We start from the raw sequence: 17021 nt of genomic DNA, 5'->3' as shown, positions 1-17021 counted from the left end.
GGTCCAGGCAGCCTGGCGGCCAGTCATCGGCAGTGGGGGTAGCCCGCAGCCAAGGGTGCCGATGGCTTGAAGGCCTTTACTGAATCTGTGAAGTTCCTGTCAGGATCCCCAATGCGTAAGACCCTCATGGTCCTTGCGGCCATCGTTCTGCTTTCATCACTTGCCCAGTTGTTTTTTGCCGGCTACTTCCACTTCCAAAACACCATCGAAGCCCAACGCGAAGCGGGTGTTTACCACGTCCTGAACGGCCAGTACGTCCTCCGCTACGGCGCGCTCCTCGCCGCTATTGTGGCCGCGATCGCCCGTATGGGTTCCCGAACCATCTGGCTTGCCGCCGGAATTTTCCTGATGACCTGGGTCCAGTTGTTCATCTTCATCATTGGCGGCATGCTGACTGGCTCATCCGAGGATTTCATCACTCCGTCCGGCTCGTGGGTGGCATCGATCCATCCCATCACCGGGCTGCTGATCATCTTCATGTCCTACTGGCTGTTCAGCCGGGCACGGGCTGCTGCCCTCAACCCGCAACCGCTGCCACCCAAGGACACCTCCTCCGACGCGCCCACGTCTCCCGCTTCGGCCTGACCACCTGCTGTCTTGAACACTTCACAGCTGTTGGCTGTGGACCTGGTGCTGGCGGTCCTTGCTGCCGGTGCCTGGGCCGCGGCAGTTTGGATGACGTGGACGTCAACAGCCAGTGAAGACCATGCCAAGCCTCGCAAGACCGGTTTGGCGCTCCTCACGACTGCCGTCGCCCTGGTGGCAACGGCAGCCCGCTACGCTTTACTCCCTGCCTTGGCGGCGGGCAGTTGGTGGTTTGCCAGCGAACGCATAACCATCAGCTTGCCGCTGACCGCCATCCCCGCGGCTTGGGCCGCGATGGCCGGTGTTCCGTTCTTGCTGAGGAGGCGGAACACCGGCGCACACCTTTCCCCCAACGACGACTCACAGGTGCCGGCACCCCTCCCGGGGCGTGAAGCCGCCGTCCTGGCCATGGTGGCAGCCGGCGCCGGCGCTGTGGGTTCCCTCGCCCTGATGTTCGTCCTGGGACCCTTCCCCGCACTCTGGACCCTGGTGATCCTGCTCTTCCTCGTCGCAGGGGTGGTTGTGCTGGCCAAAATGGCGCTCTTCCCGCGACACGCTGTTAGCGCACTGGGCCCGGCTCGTGGCGGCAGGCGTGCAACGGCAGCCACGGCGCTGGCCGGCCTGATGGCATGCACGGCCCTGGGAGCCGGCGTTTTCACGTGGCTGGGCAGCCGTGCCGCGGACGGCACCGGGATCATCACCGCCGTCGGACATCACGACGCCGGCGGTCCGGTTCCGGTGTCAGCCACGACGCCGGTGACTGCCTTACTGGGCGACATGCCTGCGAATGCCACCGTCCGGCGTTATGAACTCACGGCGAGGGTTGAACAGGTAACGCTGCCGTCGGGGCGGACAACGGAAGCCTGGACGTTCGGCAGCCTGCCGGGACCTACGCTGGAAGCCCAACTGGGCGAAGTAGTGGAAGTAGTACTGAACAACCGTGACGTGCAGGCCGGGGTGACGCTGCACTGGCACGGCTATGACGTGCCGAACGCCATGGACGGAGTGGCAGGCGCCACCCAGGACGCTGTCCTGCCCGGCCAGTCCATGACGTACAGGTTTGCCGCGGCGCAAGCAGGTACGTACTGGTACCACACCCATCAGGATTCAGCCGAAGGAGTCCGCAAGGGGCTCTACGGCGTATTCGTCGTGCACGATCCCGCCATGGTCCGTAGTGACGCAGACATCGTGGTGGCCGGGCACGACCTCGGCGGTTTGGGGATGCTGGGCTCCTCAGACCGTAGCAGTGTGTATAGGGCGAAGCCGGGCTCGCTGGTTCGCGTGCGGTTGATCAATACCGACTCCTTGCCACAGCGCTACCTCGTGCAAGGAACGGCGTTCACAGTGGCCGCCGTCGATGGAACCGAAGTCAACAAGCCGGGCGAAGTGTCAGGAAAGCTGCTCCGTCTCGGCGCCGGCGGCCGGTATGACCTGACCTTTGCCATGCCCGGGACTCCTGTGACCATTCGGATGGATGCTGCCGCTGACGCCGCGGTGGTCATCAACCCCGGGGGTCCCGGCGAAGTTTCGGGTGAGGTGTCGGGTGAGGTGTCGGGTGCCGCTTCCGGCGGAAGCAGCCCTTCAGCGGGGAGCAACCCGGAGAAGGCCACTCCTGGAATTTTTGCGACCACTCCCGTCCTTGATCTGTTGGGCTATGGCGAACCCGTGCCAGGAAGGGTTGATACTCCGACGTCCGACCGTGAGGAAGTAATCGTGTTGGACCGGCAATTCCGGTTTGTGGACGGGGTCCCCCGCTATGCCTTCACGGTGAACGGCGCGGCCTATCCGTTGGTGCCCTCCATGCAGGTCGCGGAGGGGGACGTCGTGAAGGTAACCATCATCAACCGCACCGCCGAACCGCACCCGATGCACCCGCACGGTCATCATGTCCTGGTACTCAGCCGGAACGGAGTGGCACCGAGCGGATCACCCTTGGTCCTGGACACCGTTGATATCCAGGGCGGAGAGGTCTGGGAAGTCCTGCTGGTGGCCAACAATCCGGGGATCTGGATGGATCACTGCCACAACCTGGACCATGCCGCCGAAGGGATGATGATGCTCATGCAGTACGAGGGGGTGTCCTCACCGTTCGTCCACGGAGGGCATGCCCACAACCGGCCGGAGTAGGCACGCTCCTCAGGCGGCGAGGTGGATGTAGGCCTGAATGTCGACGCGCTCCACTACGGCCCAGCAATCTTCCGAGCGGAGTTGGATGGAAGCGAAGCGCTCGGCTGCCTGCAGGTCCTCGAACTCCTCTACCTGGACCCGGCCAACTTCCGAGTCAAAGTAGCTCACGTGGTATTCGTACTGAACTTCCACCGGGTGTGCGGCGTTGCTGACTGGTGCTGTTTTCTTTGCCATGTTTCAAGTGTGGAATGGGGCACCGACATTTTTGGAAGCATCGACGGCGTGTTCCAAAACAACACTGTCCTGCGGCTTGTCAGGGCTGCCTGAGGAACTGCGCTGCTACGGTTCGAACGGTGTCGCTCACCACGTCCAGCACGTGGGAGGCGGTTTTCCACCGCTGCCAGTAGAGCGCCACATCGAGGGGCCGTCCCGGGGCAAGCTCCACCAGTGTGCCGTCCTTGATGTCCTGTTGGCATTGGATCTCCGGGATAAGGCCCCAGCCAAGGCCCAAGCGGATGGCATTTCCAAAGTCGTGGCTGGATGGAACGTAATGCCGGGGCCCTTTGACGTCAATCGATTCACCGGCCGGCGTACTGGCCAACGACTGCACAAAGGCCCATTGATAGGTGTCTTTCCGGTCGAAATCCACAGTGGGTGCCGTGTTAAGTTTCCCGGGGTCGACGCCGTCGGAGAACCATCGGGCAGCAAAGGCCGGTTCAGAGACCGCCAAATAACGCATGACACCCAGCGGCTCCACCCGACAACCCTGCACGGGATCCGGTGTTGCTGTCACAGCCGCCATCACCTTCCCCGAGCGCAGGAAGGAGGCGGAGTGCTGCTCATCGTCGCGGTGGAGGTCGAAGGTGACGTCAACCTCGGCAGCTACCTGTGTCAGGGCCTGCAGGAACCAGACACCCAGGGAATCGGCATTCACCACAATCGGTATGGCCAAGCGCGGACCACTTGCCCCCAAGCCCAGTTCCGCTCCGGCATCAGCCTCCAGTTGCGCCACCTGGCGGGCAAGCCGAAGCACAACCTCCCCTGCCTCCGTCGGTTGGGCCGGGTTGCTTCTCTGCAGCAGCACCCGCCCGGCGGTCTGCTCCAGGGCCTTCAACCGCTGGGAGACCGCGGAGGGGGTGATGTGAAGCGTCCTGGCGGCTGCTTCCAGCGTGCCTTCGGAAAGGACTGCGGCGAACGTCGACAACTGCTCCGAGGGAAATTTCATAAGCAGAGCTTAATCCAGTGAAGAATCTTTAGCTGTTCTTAGTCGAGCTCCGCCCATACGTTGGAGGAGTGAATTTTCCTGACACCATCAACGCGGCGGGCCTCGGCCTCGCCACCGGCCTTGCCCTCATCGTTGCCATCGGGGCACAGAATGCCTTCGTGCTGAGGCAGGGTATCCGCGGAGAACACGTCGCCGCTATCGTCACCATCTGCGCACTCTCGGACGCCGTTCTCATTGCCGCCGGGATCCTCGGTACCGGCGCCTTGATCGCGGCGGCACCCACCGCCGTCGTCATCCTTCGCTACGTGGGCGCAGCGTTCCTCGTCACGTACGGCATCATGGCGGCACGGCGGGCGCTGAACCCGCAGTCCCTGACAGCTGAGGGCAGTTCTCCAAAATCCGGAAAGAGAAGCCTCGCCGCCGCCATAACCACAGTGCTGGCACTGACATGGCTCAATCCCCACGTGTACCTGGACATCGCGCTCCTGGGCTCCATTGCCAGCGCCCAAGGTTCCGGGCAAGAGTGGTGGTTCGGGGCGGGAGCCATTCTGGGCAGCATTCTCTGGTTCGCGTCGCTGGGGTTCGGCGCCCGGTTCCTGAAGGGATTCTTCTCCCGCCCCCGCTCCTGGCAACTGCTCGACGGCGGCATCGCCGTCACCATGGTGGCTTTGGGAGCGGGACTCGCGCTGGGGAGCTAGGAGCCCTGCCCGGCACCACCTTGCACGCAGTCCGCTCCCATAAAGCATTCAGATAACTCCCAGAATCCGGGGGCATCATGGATGCATGAAAAAGAACGGCCCCGAAGCCAAGCTCCTTGTTGTTGACGACGAACCCAACATCCGTGAGCTTCTCTCCACGTCGCTGCGTTTCGCAGGTTTCGAGGTCGTTGCAGCGTCCAATGGTCGCGAAGCGCTTGCTGCTGCGGACACCCATGCCCCTGACCTCGCCGTATTGGACGTCATGCTCCCGGACATGGACGGCTTCACCGTAACCCGACGCCTCCGCGCAGCGGGCAAGCACTTCCCGGTCCTTTTCCTCACGGCCAAGGATGACACCGAGGACAAGGTCACCGGACTGACCGTCGGCGGCGACGACTACGTCACCAAGCCCTTCAGCCTGGACGAAGTGGTCGCGCGCATCCGGGCTGTCCTCCGCCGCACCCAGCCGCTTGAAGACGACGACGCCGTTATCCGCGTCGACGACCTTGAACTCGATGACGACGCCCACGAAGTCCGGCGCGGCGGCACGGTGATAGAGCTGTCCCCCACGGAATTCAAGCTGCTGCGCTACCTGATGCTCAACCCCAACCGCGTCCTCTCCAAAGCCCAGATTTTGGACCACGTGTGGGAGTACGACTTCAACGGTGATGCCTCAATCGTTGAGTCGTACATCTCCTACCTTCGCCGGAAGGTAGACATCGACCCCGACGCCCCGGCCCTCATCCAGACCAAGCGCGGCGTGGGCTACGTGCTGCGGACGGCAGAGAAGCGCTGACCTTGCTGCAACGCTGGAAAACAGCGTCCCTGAGGTCGCAACTCGTTGCCATCATCATGGGACTCCTCCTACTGGCCCTCGCGGCCACCGGGGCAGGCACGTTGACGCTCGTCAAGAGTTATCTCCAAGGCCAGGTGGACGACAAACTCAAGGCCGCCGTCGCCCTTGCCCTGGACCAGCAGTCCTTTGACAAGCTCTCCGAATACAACCCCGCGGTCCCAACGGACTACTCGCTGACGCTGTATGTACCCGGAATTGCGCCCTACCAATTTGGTGGCAGCCCCGACGACCGTCCGGCCATTTCCAGCATCACCCCGGCTGAGGCGAAGGCCCGCGGGAACACACCGTTCCAAGTCAACGGCACCGCAGGCAACAACTGGCGGGTGGTGGCCGTAGGCGTGACCGCCAACGGCAAGAACGGCGTGGTCATCATCGGCCTTCCGCTAGCACCCGTGGACAAAGTCATGGAACATGCCGTCCTGGTGGTGGTCGGTGTGGGGCTGCTGACCCTGGTGCTGGCGTTCTTCATTGCCACCTGGACTGTGGCCCGTTCCTTCCGGCCCCTGGCCAAGGTGGAGAAGACGGCCGCTGCGATTGCGGCCGGGGACCTGTCCCGCCGCGTGGAGATCGACAACATCCATACCGAAGTCGGCCGGCTGGGCGGCTCCCTCAATGCCATGCTGGCCCATATCGAGGCCTCGTTCGCGGCACGGGCAGCTTCCGAAGCACGGATGCGCCGGTTCGCGGCCGACGCTTCCCATGAGCTGCGCACGCCGCTGGTTACCATCCGCGGCTTCTCAGAGCTCTATCGCCATGGGGCCCTCACTTCGCCAGAAGACGTGGCAACCGCCATGGGCAGGATCGAAAGCGAAGCCAAACGCATGGGTTCAATGGTGGAGGACCTTCTCATGCTGGCAAGGCTGGACGAACAACGGCCGCTCAACCTCAAGCCCGTCGACCTGCAGTTGCTGGCCAACGACGCCGTGGTGGACACCAAGGCGTCGTCCGGCAACAGGACCATCAAGCTGGTGGGATTGGACGGCGCCTCCCCCGCTGCTGCTCCCGTTCAAGGGGACGAAGCCAAACTCCGCCAGGTGATTGGCAACCTCGTCGGCAATGCATTGCGCTACACCCCGGAAGGCAGCCCCATTGAACTCGCGGTAGGGGTCCGGGACGTTCCCGAGGGCAGGATGTCCGTGATCGAGATCCGCGACCACGGGCCCGGGATTCCCGATGACGAGGCCAACAAGGTCTTTGAACGCTTCTATCGGGCGGACACTTCCCGGACCCGGGAAACCGGCGGCAGCGGCCTGGGGCTGGCCATTGTGGCGGCAATTGTTGGCAGCCACGGCGGTTCCGTGCGGGTGCAGGATACCGACGGCGGCGGCGCAACACTGGTGGTCAGCCTTCCACTCCACGAGGAACCGGCCGAGGCGTTATCCACATAGCGGCGACGTGCTGTTCCACGCGTTGGGGGTAGTTCATAGGCTCTTGTCTTGTGGCCCACGCACCCACCGCAAACCGCGGAACAACCTCGTCGAAAGGCTTTATCCATGAGTGTCATCTCCGTAGACACCGAACTGCTGCAACTCAAGGCGTCCAACGTCAAGACCACCGTGGACAGGATCAGCGCCGACGTTCAGGCCATGAAGATGGGCCTTGAAGAGCTGCAAGCCACGTGGCGCGGTTCGGCTGCCAGCAACTTCCACGCACTCGTCCTTGAGTGGGCGTTGACCCAGGGCAAGGTGGAGGCATCCCTCGCATCCATCAACGTGGCCTTGGCTTCGGCGGCAACCAGCTATGCCGAGGTGGAACAGGGCAATACCCAGCGCTTCGCCTACTAGGAGCGCTCCTTCCACTGTGCCCGGAGCCGTTATCCGGGACATGACCCCTGCGGGGCCGGCCGATGTCCCCCTTTCGGCCGGTCCCGCAGGCTACTTCCCCCAAGTTACTTTCCACAGTCTGCTTCTCGCCGCCTGTTCCCCTCCGGTTGCCCCCCGCAGGTTCCGCCGGAATATCTTCAGGGTTCGCAGCCAGCAACGGTACCGCTCAGCTCTCCGGCGTCCCCTGATGGAAGCGGAGCCTCCACTGTCCGCGTTCCAACAGCCAGACCGAGCTTCGGAGCGCCGAACCCGAGTGCGCGAGGCTCCTGTAGTTGAGCAGGATCGTGTTTTCACTCAGACGGTCCGCGCTGAGCAGTTCCAGTTCCACGTGCTCGCCGGGATCTTCCTCCAGTGCCACCATCATCGCGTCGCGGGTCCAGAACCTGCCGGACTGGCCGATCTCCGCGAAGTCCGGATGAAGCAGGACGCCTATCCGCCCGATGTCAGCACGCACATCAGGGCGAAGGAGCTCCCGTTCCAGTGCCACGACCAGTTCTTCCGGTGTCAGCTCCGGGGCGGCGGCATCTTCCAGCTCACTGAACAGGTCCGCTTGGCCGAAAATACCGGATTCACCGAACAAAGTGGGCTCCGAATGCAGCCGTGGAGCCCGATCCAGCTTCGAGGCAGGCAGGGGGCTGGAGGGGGCAGGCGCCTTGGCGGCCGGGGCTGAAGCTGGAGCTGCGTCCGATGCGGCGGCTGGTGCCGCGTGCACAGGGACAGGCTCGGCAGCTGCTCCGGAGGCTCCGGAGAAACCGGGGCCGGTGGGCGCTGCCACGCCTTGCTGATAGGCGGTTGCAACGGCCCTGGCGCGTTCGTCCGCGGCCTCGTTGAGCTCATGGCCTGCATGGCCCTTGACCCATTCAAAGGTGTACTTGCGCCCTGCGATCGCGCGATCGATGTCCTTGAGGAGATCGACATTCAACACGGGCTTACCGTCGGCCTTGCGCCAACCCTTGCGCTTCCACCCCGGCATCCACTTGGTGATGCAGTTGATGACATATTGGCTGTCGCAGAGAATCCGCAGCTCTTCGTGCGGAATGTGGGCGGTGGAACGGAAGAGGTCCAGCACCGCCATCAGTTCGCCCATGTTGTTGGTTCCGTGGGGCCATCCACCGGCGCGCCAACAGGAGTCGTCAACATACCAGGCCCATCCGGCCGGCCCGGGATTACCGAGGGCAGAACCATCGGCGGCAGCAATAATCGTCATGCAATCAATCCTGCCAGACCTCACAGACACTGAAGCCGCGTCACTCCTCCATCGTGACCGCGGGAACCCTGCCAACTCGCCGCAATTTTCCCCACGAACCCGGCGCATTCGCGGCTTTTCGCCGATCCACGCGTCAAACGAGCCCTGGCAGGAAACGCCGACGGCGGCCCCCACCCGAAGGTGAGGACCGCCGTCGTCGTTGCTAAGCGTGATGCTGCAGGACAGGAGGCTTAGAAGCCGCCCATGCCGCCCATCTCGTCGCCGCCCGGAGCCGGAGCGTTCTTCTCCGGCTTGTCAGCAACAACAGCCTCGGTGGTCAGGAAGAGACCAGCGATGGAAGCTGCGTTCTGGAGGGCCGAACGGGTGACCTTTACGGGGTCGTTGACGCCGGCAGCCAGCAGGTCTTCGTAGACGCCGGAGGCAGCGTTCAGGCCGTGGCCGGAAGGCAGGCCGCGAACCTTGTCCACAACAACGCCCGGCTCCATGCCGGCGTTGAAAGCGATCTGCTTCAGCGGTGCGTCGATGGCAACCTTGACGATGTTGGCACCCGTGGCCTCGTCACCCTGCAGGGTGAGGTTGGCGAATGCCTTGGCGCCTGCCTGGATGAGGGCAACGCCACCACCGGCAACGATGCCTTCTTCAACAGCAGCCTTCGCGTTGCGGACGGCGTCCTCAATGCGGTGCTTGCGTTCCTTGAGCTCAACTTCGGTAGCGGCACCGGCCTTGATGACTGCAACGCCGCCGGCCAGCTTGGCCAGGCGTTCCTGCAGCTTCTCGCGGTCGTAGTCGGAATCGGAGTTCTCGATCTCGGCGCGGATCTGGGCAACACGGCCGGCGATCTGCTCGGCGTCGCCAGCACCTTCAACGATGGTGGTCTCGTCCTTGGTGACAACAACCTTGCGGGCGGTGCCGAGGAGCTCCAGTCCAGCGTTCTCCAGCTTGAGGCCTACCTCTTCGGAGATGACCTGGCCACCGGTGAGGATGGCGATGTCGGCCAGCTGGGCCTTGCGGCGGTCACCGAAGCCCGGAGCCTTGACGGCAACGGACTTGAAGGTGCCACGGATCTTGTTGACGATCAGGGTGGCCAGGGCCTCGCCCTCGATGTCTTCGGCGATGATCAGCAGCGGCTTGTTGGACTGCATGACCTTCTCCAGAACCGTGACGAGTTCCTTCACGTTGGAGATCTTGGAGTTGACGATCAGGATGTACGGGTCTTCGAGGACCGTTTCCTGGCGCTCAGCGTCGGTGACGAAGTAAGCGGAGATGTAACCCTTGTCGAAGCGCATGCCCTCGGTGAGTTCCAGCTCCAGGCCGAAGGTGTTGGATTCCTCGACCGTGATGACGCCTTCCTTGCCCACCTTGTCCAGGGCTTCGGCGATCAGTGCACCGATTTCCTGGTCACCGGCGGAGATGGAAGCCGTAGCTGCGATCTCTTCCTTGGTTTCGATTTCCTTGGCGGAAGCAAGCAGTTCGCTGATAACAGCGTCCACTGCCTTCTCGATGCCGCGCTTCAGGGACAGCGGGTCGGCGCCGGCAGCAACGTTGCGCAGGCCTTCCTTGACCAGGGCCTGTGCGAGGACAGTAGCGGTGGTGGTACCGTCGCCAGCGACGTCATCCGTCTTCTTGGCAACTTCCTTGACCAGCTCAGCACCGATCTTCTCGTAAGGATCGTCCAGCTCGATCTCCTTGGCGATGGAAACACCATCGTTGGTGATCGTGGGAGCGCCCCACTTCTTTTCGAGGACGACGTTGCGTCCACGCGGGCCGAGGGTGACCTTGACGGCGTCAGCGAGGGTGTTCAGGCCCCGCTCGAGGCCGCGGCGTGCCTCTTCATCAAATGCAATGATCTTGGCCATAACGGCGGTAGTCCTTTCGGGACAGTCGTTAAGAAGGTACCTGTCAGATGGGATGCCCGCGACGGACGGCCCTTCGCTCGCGGCCTCTGTATGCCCCGCGCTCCGGACCTCACCCCATCAGGGTGTTTCTTGTTCCTCCTTGGCAGCGGCGGTAATCCCTGCTCCGCGGACGGGGCCGAAATTAGCAGTCGATGCGTAGGAGTGCTAAATCAATAATTAGCACTCGACCGTGGAGAGTGCAAGCAGGAAGGCCTCGCTGCTACCCACAGCGAGGCCCATTCAGCCGAAAGCTGAGCCGCTAGGCTACACGCACGCTTTCAGCCTGCGGCCCCTTGAGGCCTTCGCCGAGTTCGAACTCCACGCGTTGCCCCTCTTCCAAGGCGCGGTAACCGTCCATCTGGATCGCCGACCAATGGACAAAAACGTCGTCGCCGGAATCATCCACAGTGATGAAGCCGTACCCTTTTTCGGCGTTGAACCACTTGACGGTCCCCAAAGCCATAATGCCCACACTTTCACAGAAGCTGTTGCCGGCAGCCGGGATCTCCGCGCCGGAATTCATCCACTGTAACCACTGTCACGGCCGCTTCGCTGCTCCCGGCCGGTGAGGGGCTGCTTTTGTTATTGAGGCTTAACCGAGTTCTGCCGGATGGACTCCGGATCCCTGTATTTTCGGCTGTTTACTGGTAGCCGGGTCCCACTACGACGACCAGGGGCTGCTGCACGTCCGGGGACTCCACAACGGTGGTGATGCCCAGCAGGGAAGCTACGGCATCGGCGTTCGCCTTCTGCTCCGGAGCGTTGTAGAAGACCACGGACGTCTGCTGCGGAAGTCCTCCCCAGTTTCCCACCGCGCCCAGAGCCCAGCCGTCTCCCTGAACCAACCCGGCGACGCGGCTGGCCAGCCCGGCGGTGGCAGTGCCGTTGTAAACAGCCACTGCGGTGGTCTTGTCCACAGGAGCCGGTGATGGCGTTGCAGACGGCGACTCCGAGGCAGTCGTGTCCGGAGTGGGTTCGCCCGAAGCGATAGGCGCGCTCTCCGACGTCGTGGGTGTTGCCGAAGGTGCCGCCTCGCTCTGCTGTGCGGCCGGCGTCGAGGTGCTGGAAGATGCCGGGGGCGCCACGATGCCCAGCCGCGGAAGGATCAGGAACGCCACCAGGCCAAGGACCAAGGCCACGGCGCCCACAGTGAGGACCGGCCACAGAGTAGGCCGCGGCGTTTCCGTGGCGTCCCTGTGCACACCCTGACGGGACGTGTTTTGCGGAACCCGGTCGAATTCATCCTTGGCATATTTGGTCATGGTGAAGCGTTGTCCTTGCTGGTTGCTGCTGACAGTTCAGCCGTGCGAATTATGCGTCGGACCCCAAGCGACGCGCTGTGCGCGCACGTTGGCGCGACGTACGTAGTCTACGCAGTCTCTTGATCAGCATGGGATCGTGGGCCAAGGCGTCCTCGGTATCGATCAGCGCATTCAGGATCTGGTAATAGTGCGTAGCGGAGAGATCAAACAGTTCGCGGATGGCCTGTTCCTTGGCCCCGGCGTACTTCCACCACTGCCGCTCCAGGGCCAGTATCTGCTGCTCGCGCTCACTCAACGGAGAATCTTCCCGAACACCTGCGGCCAGGTCTGCAAGGGCGAAACCGGTGCCCTGCTCCGCCATCGATTCCGGCGCGGGTTCGGCCACGGCACACTCCTCAAGACGCGGGTAAGGGGATTTCCTCCTCCCCATGTTACGGGCGAATAACACCACTGTCATTCGGAAGTGCCGCGCGTCACGGGAGACAATTGCCGGGTGACTGGTGAGGAAGCGCTCTTTGACTTGGAACCTGCAAGCCCCTCGGGTCAGGGCTTTGATGAACTGTTGGACACGCCGCTGGAGGACTTGATGGCGCCGGACTGGGCGCAGGCCCTGAGCCCGGTTGAGCCGCAGCTTCGCGCGGCACTGGGCTTCGTCGCTGCGCAGGCCGGGATGGGAGCGCAGGTTCTTCCCGCCGCCGGCAATGTGCTGAGGGCTTTTCGTCAGCCGCTGGCCGACGTCAAGGTCCTGATACTGGGACAGGACCCGTACCCCACGCCGGGACACGCCGTCGGGCTTTCCTTCTCCGTCTCCCGGGAGACGCGGCCCATCCCCCGGAGCCTGGCCAATATCTACCGCGAACTCCACGACGACCTTGGGCTGCCGCCACGCGTCCACGGCGACCTCAGTGCCTGGGCGGGGCAGGGAGTGCTGCTGTTGAACCGCGTCCTCAGCGTGAATGCCGGGAACGCAGGCTCGCACCGCGGCAAGGGATGGGAAACCATCACGACGGCGGCCGTCAAGGCCGTGGTGAACCGCACCGACGCCGACGGGCAGCCTAAGCCGCTCGTGGCCGTTCTTTGGGGGAAGGACGCGGAGTCCGTGGGGCCACTGCTGAACGGGGCACCGTCTATTGTGTCCGCACATCCAAGTCCGTTGTCGGCGTCCCGCGGATTTTTTGGGTCCAAGCCCTTCAGCCGGACGAACGAGCTGCTGCGTGAACAGGGCGCCGAACCCGTCGACTGGGAACTCCCCGTCCTGTAACCCCACGCCTTTTCGCAGCTTCCTCTGGCACATCCCACCCCCTGCTGGGGATCCCTCTGGCACATCCCACCCGGTCGGGAATGGGCTCGGGGGCGGGCGGAGGCCTGCAGCGGCAGGAAAAGTACACACGGCAGGGACCGACGGCGGCACCCGGCCGATCGCCGTCGTCGAACTATCCGGCGGGGGACGTGAAAGAGCGACGCACAAAACGCGTCAGGACGTGAAAGAGCAACACAAAAAACGCGTCGGGATGTGAGAGAGCGACGCGGAAAACGCGTCAGGACGTGACAGAGCGACGCCGGGTGGTATGTAACGTTCCGCTCATCCCCAGCAAATGCACAGTGGATCAGCTTAGGCTTGCCTTATGAATGCCGCCCTTCCCGCCACTTCGTCCGCCGACCGCAAGACGCGCCCCCAAGTCAACCTGACGGTGCTGCGCAAGGAGCAGTTGTCACCGCACATGATCCGGATCATCGCGGGCGGCCCGGGATTCAAGGACTACGCGCACAACGAGTACGTGGACAGGTACGTCAAGATCGTTTTTCCGCAGCCGGGCGTCGACTACGAGCTGCCGCTGGACCTGTGGGCCATCCGGGAATCCATGCCCCGCGAGCAGTGGCCCCATACCCGGACCTACACCATCCGCTGGGTCAACCTTGAAGCGCAGGAACTTGCCATCGACTTTGTGGTCCACGGCGATGAAGGCCTCGCCGGCCCTTGGGCAGCGGCGGCTGAACCCGGTGACGCGCTGACCTTCACAGGGCCCGGGGGTGCCTACAATCCGGCACCCGACGCCGACTGGTACCTCTTTGCCGGGGATGACGCCGCGATTCCGGCGATCGCCGCGTCCATTGAGGCGCTGACACCGGAGGCGCGGGGCGTGGCGTTCCTGGAAGTAGACAGCGCCGACGACGTCCTTCAAATCACCGCCCCCGCCGGCGTCGAACTGCACTGGCTGCAGCGGAACGGGGTACTTGCCGGATCCAGCGAACTGCTGCTCGAATCCCTCCGGACCATGGAATGGCTTCCCGGACGGGTGGACGTCTTCGCTCACGGTGAGCGGGGCTACATGAAGGGCCTCCGCGAGATCTTCTTCGTGCAGCGCGGCCTGGAACGCTCCCAGGTCTCCCTGTCCGGCTATTGGGCCCAGGGTCGGGTAGAGGAAGTGTTCCAGGCCGAGAAGAAACTGCCTGTCGGCAAGATCTAGCCGACTTGCCGGCAGGACCAGCGCGACTTACCGGCGCCGCACCCTGCGCCGCTCGTTGCTGGACAGGCCCTTCGTCAAAGGTCGGGCCAGGTTGTCGCCAAGCACAATGCCGGCTGCGACGCCAAGGACAATCGCCGCCGCATTGAGCATGCCACCGGCACCCGCCAGGATGTCGCCGCCTTCGACTGTCAAGGCATACATTGACCGGAAGATCGTGAGGCCCGGCAGAAGGATCAACGCTGCCGGAACCGCGACCACCAGCTGCGGGGCGCCAAGCTTCAGGGCCACAACGCGGCCCAGCAAGCCAATGATCACCGCCGAAATGGCGGGCGACAAACGGTCGCCAAGACCGAGTTCGCCAACCCCCCACAAAACGAAGAAGCCCGCCAGCCCGACTGCCGCCGTCGGAAGTAACAGCCGCATCTGTGTCTGTTCGGTGACACCGATGGCCACCACGGCGATCGCAATGAGGATCGCCTGTCCCCACAACGGGTAGGCCGGCGGGAAAGTATTGGTGACGTCCAGGACCTGGCTGCCCATCAGGGTTCCAACCACCACAGCGACGCCGATGCCCGCCACGATCGCGCCGAAAGTCAGCAGGGTGGACAGGAAGCGGCCTGCTGCCGTGACCGGAAAGCCGTTAATCGCATCCTGTACCGACGAAACAAGCCTGCCCGTGGGGAGCAGCAGGAGGATGCCTCCGGCCACCACAATGGACGGAGCTATGTCCGCACCCGCCCAACGCAGCATCAAAGCAACAAAGGTGACCACAAAAGAACTGGCCATGGTGACGAAGAAGTCCGGAGTCCGCCAGCGAATCAGCTGGCGCGCCAGGAGGCTGATCAACATGTTGGAGGCAAAAGCCAGTGCCGAAGCTCCGGGACCACCGCCGAGCACCCCGACGAACACGGCGGCAAACACACCGAACGCCACAGTGACCATCCAGCGGGGGAAGGGCTTGGCTCTGCGTGTGATCTCGTTGAGCCGCCGAACGGCCTCGTCCCGTCCCACTCCCCCGGCGACAATATCCGAAACCAACTGGTGCACCTGGGCCAGACCCGCATAGTTATTGGTCCACGACCTCACCACACGCAACAGGGTGATGGGCGTTTGGTCCTTCGGCGCGTAGTTGATGGCCACCGACTGGTTGGTGATGTCCACCTCGACGTTCTTCAGCCCCAACGCCGCGGTCACCGCGATCATGCTCGTTTCGACCTCAAGCGCACCGGCCCCGTAACGGAACATTGCCTCGGCCAGGTGCAGTGCGAAGTCGATGGTCTTGCGCGCCGAGGCGTCGACGCCCACCACCTGGATGGTGGGGTTGGCGTAAGGGCTCCCGGCCAGGCGGTCCACGATGTTCATGGGCGCCGTTGGCGGGCTGTCACCTTGCACCAGGCGCATCAGCATCCGCTTGGCATACGCATTCTGCCGGACCTGCGAGGGCCGCAGCGGCTGGGTTTTCGGCAAGCCGTCCGTATGAGGCCTGCCGCCATTGCCCTCGGGGCGTTCAGTCATGCAGCATTCCTCCTTTGGCTTAGTTCTTCCTGAGGAACTTTCCGATCACCGGCAGTTTTGCCGGTTCCCGCAAGTTTCCCAAAACGGTCTGGGCGGCTCCTGCAAGCTTCCTGGCCACCCGGTAGGCGGTGTACTTGACCGGACTGACGGGAGCAACGAAGTCGCCGATGAGCTGGACCACCTCTCCGCCAAAGCCCTTCTTGAACTCGTACCCACCATGGCCCGATTCATCCTGCCCCTGGATGCCGAATGTGCCATAGAAGTTGTACCGCGAGTAGCCGTTGTTCAGGGCGTGAAGCATCATGCCCCAGTACAGGGACGTGGCACCGTTGAAGTAGATGTAATCCTGCACGGTGCCACCAATGACGCAGGTGAGTTCGTCCCCGGAGCAAGCGAAATGGATGGCCGCCACGGTGGCAACTCCCACGGAATCCGGGAAGCGCTCGATGTCCTTGAGGCTGCGCTCGTAGCTGTCCACCAGGTCTTGGACAACCTTGACCTTATTGGCCTTTTTCTTGCTGCCGGTCTCCTCCACTTCGCGTTTCAGGTCCGCGAGGTTCTTGGATTCCGCCTCGAGTCGCTCAGTGATGGAGGCGCGGTATTCCGGGATGTTGATCTTGGCCATCATGAGCTTGGTGAACTCATCGGAGGTGTTGCGCAGCAGTTGCTCGTAGTACTCGCGTTCGCGGTAGGTGAAGCCCTTCTCGTCGCCGGCGGTCTTCAGCGCGTTGTAGAAGTCGTCCAATGTTTCCAGCGTGGCCTGCTCCAGGTACACACCGTTTTTTTCGGCCTTCCGGATGGCCTTGCGGGTCCGGTAATTCATTCCCATGATGAGCTCTTCGGCGTCCGCGATGCCGTCCAGGGTCTTGATGAACATCCAGTTGATGTTGGCGAAGTTCATGTCGAAGCCCTGGTGTTTGAACCCGAAGCCCTCGAGCTCCTTCAGCAGCGGCCGGTTGTCTTCGACCTCGGGGTGCTCCGCGCCGTCTTCGTCCCGGGCGATGTATTTGACGTTGGGCGAGATACGCAGTTCCGCCGCCTTCTTCGAGGCGGCATGCTTCTTCAACTGCTCGACGACGAACCTCACCGCAGCGGCGTCGCTGTAGTCCATCAGTGGTCCCTTGGCGCAGTCCGCCACTTTGTAACCGATGCGGTTGGACGTGTAGACGAGCTTTCCGGCGGCGATGAGGCTCCCGCCCTGGGTGACGCCGAACAGTTCGACTTCCTGCCCGCGGGCACGCTGGAAGCGGGTGAGGTCCATGGATTGAATAAAACTTCCCTGGGGGTGCCCCTTGGCGAAGGTCTCAAATTCAGCGTCGCTGAGAAGAACGAATTCCATGGAGTTTCCAGCTTCAATCGG

Annotated in this window: 17 protein-coding genes; 8 read left to right on the top strand and 9 right to left on the bottom strand. The window is 63.2% G+C overall.

Annotated features, from left to right (window positions below; all coding sequences use genetic code 11):
• The first annotated feature begins 111 nt into the window (after window positions 1-111).
• Window positions 112-585 carry a hypothetical protein gene (locus RI444_RS04605; protein WP_021473664.1) on the top strand — a complete coding sequence of 158 codons (474 nt, stop codon included), beginning with the start codon at window positions 112-114 and terminating at the stop codon, window positions 583-585.
• Between the two features lie 12 nt (window positions 586-597).
• Entirely contained in the window at window positions 598-2712 is a 2115-nt protein-coding gene (locus RI444_RS04600; RefSeq protein WP_207605054.1) for a multicopper oxidase family protein, read from the top strand.
• 9 nt (window positions 2713-2721) lie between these two features.
• Here the strand turns inward: RI444_RS04600 and RI444_RS04595 are convergent, their stop codons facing one another.
• Window positions 2722-2946, bottom strand: a complete 225-nt coding sequence (locus RI444_RS04595; protein WP_021473666.1) for a hypothetical protein — start codon at window positions 2944-2946, stop codon at window positions 2722-2724.
• Between the two features lie 79 nt (window positions 2947-3025).
• Window positions 3026-3937 carry a LysR family transcriptional regulator ArgP gene (locus RI444_RS04590; RefSeq protein ID WP_207605055.1) on the bottom strand — a complete coding sequence of 304 codons (912 nt, stop codon included), beginning with the start codon at window positions 3935-3937 and terminating at the stop codon, window positions 3026-3028.
• 68 nt (window positions 3938-4005) lie between these two features.
• On the opposite strand from RI444_RS04590, the gene RI444_RS04585 reads away from it, so the two are divergent.
• The 4 genes from RI444_RS04585 (at window position 4006) to RI444_RS04570 (ending at window position 7275) form a co-directional block, all read left to right on the top strand.
• Entirely contained in the window at window positions 4006-4635 is a 630-nt protein-coding gene (locus RI444_RS04585; RefSeq protein WP_021473668.1) for a LysE/ArgO family amino acid transporter, read from the top strand.
• 85 nt (window positions 4636-4720) lie between these two features.
• Window positions 4721-5431: a response regulator transcription factor gene (locus RI444_RS04580; protein ID WP_021473669.1), complete on the top strand. Its 711-nt coding sequence runs from the start codon at window positions 4721-4723 to the stop codon at window positions 5429-5431.
• A gap of 2 nt (window positions 5432-5433) precedes the next feature.
• Complete coding sequence (locus RI444_RS04575) at window positions 5434-6879, top strand: sensor histidine kinase (protein ID WP_021473670.1); 1446 nt, start codon at window positions 5434-5436, stop codon at window positions 6877-6879.
• A gap of 105 nt (window positions 6880-6984) precedes the next feature.
• A complete protein-coding gene (locus RI444_RS04570; protein WP_021473671.1) occupies window positions 6985-7275 on the top strand; it encodes a WXG100 family type VII secretion target in 291 nt (96 codons plus the stop codon).
• Window positions 7276-7480: 205 nt separating this feature from the next.
• Here the strand turns inward: RI444_RS04570 and RI444_RS04565 are convergent, their stop codons facing one another.
• From RI444_RS04565 to RI444_RS04545, 5 genes are all read right to left on the bottom strand, one after another.
• On the bottom strand, window positions 7481-8521 hold the full coding sequence (locus tag RI444_RS04565; RefSeq protein WP_069696174.1) for a ribonuclease HI family protein: 1041 nt from the start codon (window positions 8519-8521) through the stop codon (window positions 7481-7483).
• A 230-nt stretch (window positions 8522-8751) separates the two neighbouring features.
• On the bottom strand, window positions 8752-10377 hold the full coding sequence (gene groL / locus RI444_RS04560) for a chaperonin GroEL (protein ID WP_021473673.1): 1626 nt from the start codon (window positions 10375-10377) through the stop codon (window positions 8752-8754).
• A 298-nt stretch (window positions 10378-10675) separates the two neighbouring features.
• A complete protein-coding gene (locus tag RI444_RS04555) occupies window positions 10676-10879 on the bottom strand; it encodes a cold-shock protein (protein WP_031216907.1) in 204 nt (67 codons plus the stop codon).
• 178 nt (window positions 10880-11057) lie between these two features.
• Window positions 11058-11678, bottom strand: coding sequence for a LytR C-terminal domain-containing protein (locus tag RI444_RS04550; RefSeq protein ID WP_069696175.1), 621 nt, complete (start codon window positions 11676-11678; stop codon window positions 11058-11060).
• A 49-nt stretch (window positions 11679-11727) separates the two neighbouring features.
• Window positions 11728-12063 carry a DUF3263 domain-containing protein gene (locus tag RI444_RS04545; protein WP_069696176.1) on the bottom strand — a complete coding sequence of 112 codons (336 nt, stop codon included), beginning with the start codon at window positions 12061-12063 and terminating at the stop codon, window positions 11728-11730.
• Window positions 12064-12171: 108 nt separating this feature from the next.
• Between RI444_RS04545 and RI444_RS04540 the strand changes: the two genes are divergently transcribed.
• Both RI444_RS04540 and RI444_RS04535 read left to right on the top strand, forming a co-directional pair.
• Window positions 12172-12939 (top strand): uracil-DNA glycosylase, encoded by a 768-nt coding sequence (locus RI444_RS04540; protein WP_069696177.1) that lies wholly within the window; start codon window positions 12172-12174, stop codon window positions 12937-12939.
• 364 nt (window positions 12940-13303) lie between these two features.
• Window positions 13304-14146 carry a siderophore-interacting protein gene (locus RI444_RS04535; protein ID WP_021473678.1) on the top strand — a complete coding sequence of 281 codons (843 nt, stop codon included), beginning with the start codon at window positions 13304-13306 and terminating at the stop codon, window positions 14144-14146.
• 27 nt (window positions 14147-14173) lie between these two features.
• Here RI444_RS04535 and RI444_RS04530 read toward each other — a convergent pair whose 3' ends face one another.
• Both RI444_RS04530 and RI444_RS04525 read right to left on the bottom strand, forming a co-directional pair.
• Entirely contained in the window at window positions 14174-15661 is a 1488-nt protein-coding gene (locus RI444_RS04530) for a threonine/serine exporter ThrE family protein (RefSeq protein WP_021473679.1), read from the bottom strand.
• Window positions 15662-15680: 19 nt separating this feature from the next.
• The gene (locus tag RI444_RS04525) at window positions 15681-17000 is read right to left on the bottom strand and encodes a peptidoglycan bridge formation glycyltransferase FemA/FemB family protein (RefSeq protein ID WP_021473680.1); all 1320 of its coding nucleotides are present in this window, start codon (window positions 16998-17000) and stop codon (window positions 15681-15683) included.
• Window positions 17001-17021 lie beyond the last annotated feature (21 nt).

The sequence above is a fragment of the Paenarthrobacter sp. AT5 genome (assembly GCF_032764245.1).
GTDB lineage: Bacteria > Actinomycetota > Actinomycetes > Actinomycetales > Micrococcaceae > Arthrobacter > Arthrobacter ureafaciens.
This window is presented reverse-complemented; position numbering and strand designations above follow the sequence as displayed.

Bases quoted from the DNA above. Each gene is read 5' to 3' on its own strand.
- RI444_RS04605 (WP_021473664.1), top strand. From the start codon at position 112: ATGCGTAAGACCCTCATGGTCCTTGCGGCCATCGTTCTGCTTTCATCA.
- RI444_RS04595 (WP_021473666.1), bottom strand. From the start codon at position 2,946: ATGGCAAAGAAAACAGCACCAGTCAGCAACGCCGCACACCCGGTGGAA.
- RI444_RS04590 (WP_207605055.1), bottom strand. From the start codon at position 3,937: ATGAAATTTCCCTCGGAGCAGTTGTCGACGTTCGCCGCAGTCCTTTCC.
- RI444_RS04580 (WP_021473669.1), top strand. From the start codon at position 4,721: ATGAAAAAGAACGGCCCCGAAGCCAAGCTCCTTGTTGTTGACGACGAA.
- RI444_RS04570 (WP_021473671.1), top strand. From the start codon at position 6,985: ATGAGTGTCATCTCCGTAGACACCGAACTGCTGCAACTCAAGGCGTCC.
- RI444_RS04565 (WP_069696174.1), bottom strand. From the start codon at position 8,521: ATGACGATTATTGCTGCCGCCGATGGTTCTGCCCTCGGTAATCCCGGG.
- groL (WP_021473673.1), bottom strand. From the start codon at position 10,377: ATGGCCAAGATCATTGCATTTGATGAAGAGGCACGCCGCGGCCTCGAG.
- RI444_RS04555 (WP_031216907.1), bottom strand. From the start codon at position 10,879: ATGGCTTTGGGGACCGTCAAGTGGTTCAACGCCGAAAAAGGGTACGGC.
- RI444_RS04550 (WP_069696175.1), bottom strand. From the start codon at position 11,678: ATGACCAAATATGCCAAGGATGAATTCGACCGGGTTCCGCAAAACACG.
- RI444_RS04535 (WP_021473678.1), top strand. From the start codon at position 13,304: ATGAATGCCGCCCTTCCCGCCACTTCGTCCGCCGACCGCAAGACGCGC.
- RI444_RS04530 (WP_021473679.1), bottom strand. From the start codon at position 15,661: ATGACTGAACGCCCCGAGGGCAATGGCGGCAGGCCTCATACGGACGGC.
- RI444_RS04525 (WP_021473680.1), bottom strand. From the start codon at position 17,000: ATGGAATTCGTTCTTCTCAGCGACGCTGAATTTGAGACCTTCGCCAAG.